This window comes from Arthrobacter sp. JCM 19049, assembly GCF_001310435.1.
Window position 1 is genome coordinate 1 of sequence record NZ_BAXF01000162.1, and the last position, 4,419, is coordinate 4,419.

The window sequence follows — 4,419 nt, forward strand, 5'->3', positions numbered from 1 at the left end:
CGCCCTGGCCGCCGCCTGCTGGTGATCGGTTCACTGGCCGCGGTCGGGGCGTTGATCTGGAACGACAGGGCGCAGCTGGTCACCGGTGGCTGGGTTCTACTGGTGGGTTTGCTCTCCCTGGCCCTGCCGTCCCCGCACCACCTGTTGGTCGGTGCCCTCGGCGGGCTGGGCATGATGCTGATCGGAGTGCTTTTGGCCACCCGTCCGGCGCTGGTGTCCGGTCCGGTGCTGCAGGTGGGCCATGTCTGAGCTGGACCCGGTGATCCACGCCCAGGCCCGACTGCGCACCATGACGGTGTTGAACACGCTGGGCGTGGGGGACACCATCGCCTTTCCCCGCCTGCAGGAACTGCTGCAGATGACCTCGGGCAACCTGGCCACCCACCTGCGCAAGCTGGAAGGCAGCGGTTATGTGAGCGTGGAGAAGGTCCTGGAGGGGCGAAGCCCGGTGACGTACATCGGGTTGAGCAGGAGGGCCGCAGTGCGTTTGCCACCTACAAGCGGCAGCTGCGCAAGCTCCTGGAGCCCACCGGCTGATGCGTTCGGGGGAACGTTCAATCCCTGAGGCCGGTTAGGGGAGCAGGTCCTGGAGCAGGGCATAGAACTGGTCGTTGTTGAAGTAGGCGCCGTGGCTGCGGGGAAACGCCACCCCGTTATCCACCTGATGGTCGCTGGCCTTCGTGCCGAACAGCCCGGCGCTGCGGTAGGCCAGGAAATCTCGATCGTCGTAGATGAAATGGGTGGGCGGGAAATCCGCGGGCAGCTGGTAGTCGGGGGCAAAACGCCCGGCAGGCAGCGCATCGAGCTCAAAAAGCAGCCCCGATGCCGAGCCCACCGCGATGAGTTGTTTCACCTGGGGCAGGGGTTCGCCCAGGAGCAGGTCCATCACCGCCACGGCGCCCAGGCTGTGGGCAATGATGATGAGGTCCTGGTCCTCGATGTCCAAAATCTGCCGGCGGATGAATTGACGCAGGTCCTCGCCGCGCGCCAGGTATTTCAGCACGTCTCCCACGGCGGGAGCCGCCTCCTGGGTCAGCTGCACTCGGCGCTTGGCCGCCCACCGGGTGGCGAAGCCCAGCACCAGTTCCAGCAGGGTGCTGGTTACGGTGGACTCGCTGTGTTCGGCCAGTTCCCGGGTCAGCAGTACCGCTGCTGCCTGCCCCTCAATGGCCCGGCGGTGCTCCCCGTCCACCGCCGCATAGCTGCCCAGCTGCCCATCCCGGTGCCGCAGGGCCAGTGCGGTGAATGCTCGGGCCAGCCCCTGGGCGTGTTCGGCAGCCGAGAGCGCGGCTCGGCCAAAACGGCTGAAGGATTCACTGGCCACCAATTCGGTGGCTGCCGCCAGTGCCGTGGACTCCAGGCCGGCATCGCGCAGCGATCGGCTCAGCTCGGTATCCGGTTCCAGCCCGGCACCCAGCAGCCGCGCCAAATCACCTGGATCCCGGGATTCGCTGCGGCCCGATCCCGCACCGCGTTCTGGCGAGGTTCCGGGTTGCGTGCCGTCCTGGTGGCGGTGGGAGAGCGCCTCCAGCTCCAGCAGGGGATCGGAGTCCAGCAGCTCCCACAACTGGACATGCAATTGCCGCGGATCATGGACAACCCCATGCTGTTCTGCCAGGGCTTGCGCCGTCGCCGACTTCCGCTGCGCCAAGGCCTGAACCAGCATTGAGCCAAACGCCGGTTCCATTCGCGTCGAGGCGTTTGCCAGGCTCTCGGAGGTGGCTGTTTCCAGGCTGGAGTATCGGGTTCGGCTCCGGGCACGGATATCCCGCCGGCCAGGAGGTTGGCGCCCACGGCATCGCCCCAACGGCAGGCATGCAGCGTGTACCCCGGACGCATCCGGTTCAAGTGGGCAGAGAGCTTGGCGAAGTAGTCATCGATTCCGGCGCCGCGCACGCCCATGCCGGGGATAAACAGAACGCTGGTCATCTCACCGCCCCTTCACCTGCGCGATGGTGGCGCAGGAGTGCGCCGTCTGCCCATTCTAGGAGCTGGGCCGAGGGTGGTGAAGGGTCGCGGTGTCCGAGCGTCGAGGGTCGGGAAGGGGCGGTCTCGTCTGCCGGGAAAGGCCGCGCTTAACGCGCAAGACCCGCCGCTTCCGAAAAGGATTCGGAAACGGCGGGCCAGCGGACCTAGGACCTAACGGGCCGAGGCCAAGCAAGTGAGGCGGTTAGGCCCTCTTGCGGGTCAGTAGACCCAGATGACCAAGACGACCAGGCACCGCCAATGGCGAGTAGCCACGTGGACAACGACCAGAATTCGTTGATGCCCACTCCGAAAACGGCAGAGCCGATCCAGCCGCCGACGATGGCGCCTACGACGCCGAGCAGCAGCGTGACGAGCCAGCCGCCACCTTGTTCACCTGGCTTGATCGCCTTGGCGATGGCGCCGGCAATCAATCCCAATACGATCCATCCAAGAAATCCCATGGTTCACCCCACTGGTCTGAATGTTTGTAGTGGTCGGTTTTGATCCACTTAGTGGTGAGACTACGTGCTCATTCTCCGAAGTCAAAGCACTTCTTGGGAAACGTTCAGCATCTTTTTGTGCCGCGCCGGATCCTTCAAATCTTGAACCTGTAGTTGAAGGTTGATAATCAGTTCTCCGGCCATTTAAACCCCAAGTGAACCTCGGGTTAGACCATAAAGTCCGTAGTTGCTGAAAACCAGCTGGCCCCCGTCACTGCCGGTGATGCTTGACACCCCTGCGGGGCAGGCCTAGTCTGAATAAATCAGATTTAAGACGTGAGTTTTTGACTTAAGTCTGACATTAGTGGAACACAACGGAGTGAAGAGATGACACAGCAGGTCATGCCCATGGTCATTATGGGCGTATCCGGATGCGGCAAGTCGACCATCGGCGAACTTCTGGCCCAGCGACTGGGCGTGGTATTCATCGACGGGGACGGCCTGCACCCCAAGTCCAACAAGGACAAAATGGGTGCCGGGATCCCGCTGACCGACACCGACCGCGGACCCTGGCTGGAAATCATCGGCCAGCGCCTGGCCGAACGCGACGCCAACGGCCAGCCGGTCATCATCGCCTGCTCGGCGCTGAAGTGCTCCTACCGGGACGCGATCCGCGCGCACGAGCCGGAAACCCGTTTCATTCACCTGGTCGGGGGCAAGGAACTGATCCGCGGGCGCATGGACGCGCGCGACCATGAATTCATGCCCTCCTCGCTGCTGACCAGCCAGCTGACCACGCTGGAAGTTCCCAACCCCGATGAACACGCCATCAGCGTGGACATCAACCAAACCCCCCAGCAAATCGTTGCCTACATCCTGGGCGAACTGGGCCTGGATAACCGCTAGCCGGCGCTGGCCCACCCTGCGGTCGATGAGTCGACCCCTTTTTACCAACCATTGATCAAGGACGACAATGAACACTGACCTAGTCTGAATTGGACGCTGAGTACCCCGGCGCTGCTGGGTCTGGCGGTGGCGGCCATCGCCCTGCTGCTGGTGCTGATCATCCGCTTCCGCGTCCACGCGTTCATCGCGCTGGTGCTCACCAGCCTGCTGACCGCCGTGGCCGCAGGCATCCCGGCCGGTGAAATCATCGGCACACTGACCTCCGGCTTCGGAGGCACCCTGGCCAGTGTGGCCCTGCTGGTGGGCCTGGGCGCGATGCTCGGGCGCATGCTGGAAACCAGTGGCGGCGCCCAGATCATGACCAGCTGGCTGATCGACCGCTTCGGTGAGAAGCGCGCCCCGCTGGCGCTGTCGGTCGCCTCGCTGCTGTTCGGCTTCCCGATCTTCTTCGACGCCGGCCTGGTCGTCATGTTGCCGATCATCTTCACCGTTGCCCGCCGCCTGGCGGCTCGCTGCTGTTCTACGCGGTGCCCGCGGCGACCGCGTTCTCGGTCATGCACATCTTCGTGCCCCCGCACCCGGTCCGTGGCCGCCTCCGGCCTGCTGAACGCAAACGTCGGGCTGGTGCTGCTGCTCGGCCTGCTCGTGGCGATCCCGACCTGGTTCTTCGCCGGTCACCTGTACGGCAAGTTCGTGGGCAAGCGCTTCAACGTGGCCGTGCCGGACATCCTGAACGCGGCGCTGGGCGCTGAGGACAAGGACGACTTCAAGTCCTCCCCGCCGGTGGCACCGTCTTCAGCCTGCTGCTGCTGCCGCTGGTGCTGATCTTCCTGAACACCGGGCTGAACATGCTGGGCACCGCCGGCGTGGTGGACCCCGAGGCGATGTGGGTGCAGTGGCTGCGCCTGCTGGGTGAAACCCCGGTCGCGCTGATGATCTCGGTGCTGCTGGCCATGTACCTGCTGGGCTTCCGCAAGAACAAGGACAAGACCCTGATCGAGACCGTCGTGGACTCGGCGCTGGGCCGGTGTGCTCGATCATCCTGATCACCGGCGCCGGCGGCATGTTCGGCGGCGTGCTGCGCGCCAGCGGCATCGGCAACGCG

6 protein-coding genes are annotated in these 4,419 nt (G+C 64.6%); 5 read left to right on the forward strand and 1 reads right to left on the reverse strand.

Going from position 1 to position 4,419, the window contains the following annotated elements:
- A partial coding sequence (locus tag JCM19049_RS08555) for a hypothetical protein (RefSeq protein ID WP_279402784.1) occupies positions 1–249 on the forward strand: 249 nt, incomplete at its 5' end.
- The gene (locus JCM19049_RS08560; protein WP_306420754.1) at positions 242–565 is read left to right on the forward strand and encodes a transcriptional regulator; all 324 of its coding nucleotides are present in this window, start codon (positions 242–244) and stop codon (positions 563–565) included. The genes JCM19049_RS08555 and JCM19049_RS08560, both read left to right, overlap by 8 nt.
- A 6-nt stretch (positions 566–571) precedes the next feature.
- On the opposite strand, the gene JCM19049_RS08565 is transcribed toward JCM19049_RS08560, so the two are convergent.
- Entirely contained in the window at positions 572–1,567 is a 996-nt protein-coding gene (locus JCM19049_RS08565) for a hypothetical protein (RefSeq protein ID WP_279402785.1), read from the reverse strand.
- 1,228 nt (positions 1,568–2,795) lie between these two features.
- On the opposite strand from JCM19049_RS08565, the gene JCM19049_RS08575 reads away from it, so the two are divergent.
- The 3 genes from JCM19049_RS08575 to JCM19049_RS19620 all read left to right on the forward strand — a co-directional run bounded on the left by JCM19049_RS08575 (position 2,796) and on the right by JCM19049_RS19620 (position 4,360).
- On the forward strand, positions 2,796–3,314 hold the full coding sequence (locus JCM19049_RS08575) for a gluconokinase (protein WP_054821384.1): 519 nt from the start codon (positions 2,796–2,798) through the stop codon (positions 3,312–3,314).
- Between the two features lie 126 nt (positions 3,315–3,440).
- Complete coding sequence (locus JCM19049_RS08580; RefSeq protein ID WP_279402786.1) at positions 3,441–4,139, forward strand: GntP family permease; 699 nt, start codon at positions 3,441–3,443, stop codon at positions 4,137–4,139.
- The gene (locus JCM19049_RS19620; protein ID WP_279402787.1) at positions 4,133–4,360 is read left to right on the forward strand and encodes a hypothetical protein; all 228 of its coding nucleotides are present in this window, start codon (positions 4,133–4,135) and stop codon (positions 4,358–4,360) included. Before JCM19049_RS08580 ends, JCM19049_RS19620 begins: the two co-directional genes overlap by 7 nt.
- Positions 4,361–4,419 lie beyond the last annotated feature (59 nt).

What these genes read in the sequence shown, in the direction of transcription:
- JCM19049_RS08575 (WP_054821384.1), top strand. Translation starts at nt 2,796, where the DNA reads ATGACACAGCAGGTCATGCCCATGGTCATTATGGGCGTATCCGGATGC.
- JCM19049_RS08560 (WP_306420754.1), top strand. Translation starts at nt 242, where the DNA reads ATGTCTGAGCTGGACCCGGTGATCCACGCCCAGGCCCGACTGCGCACC.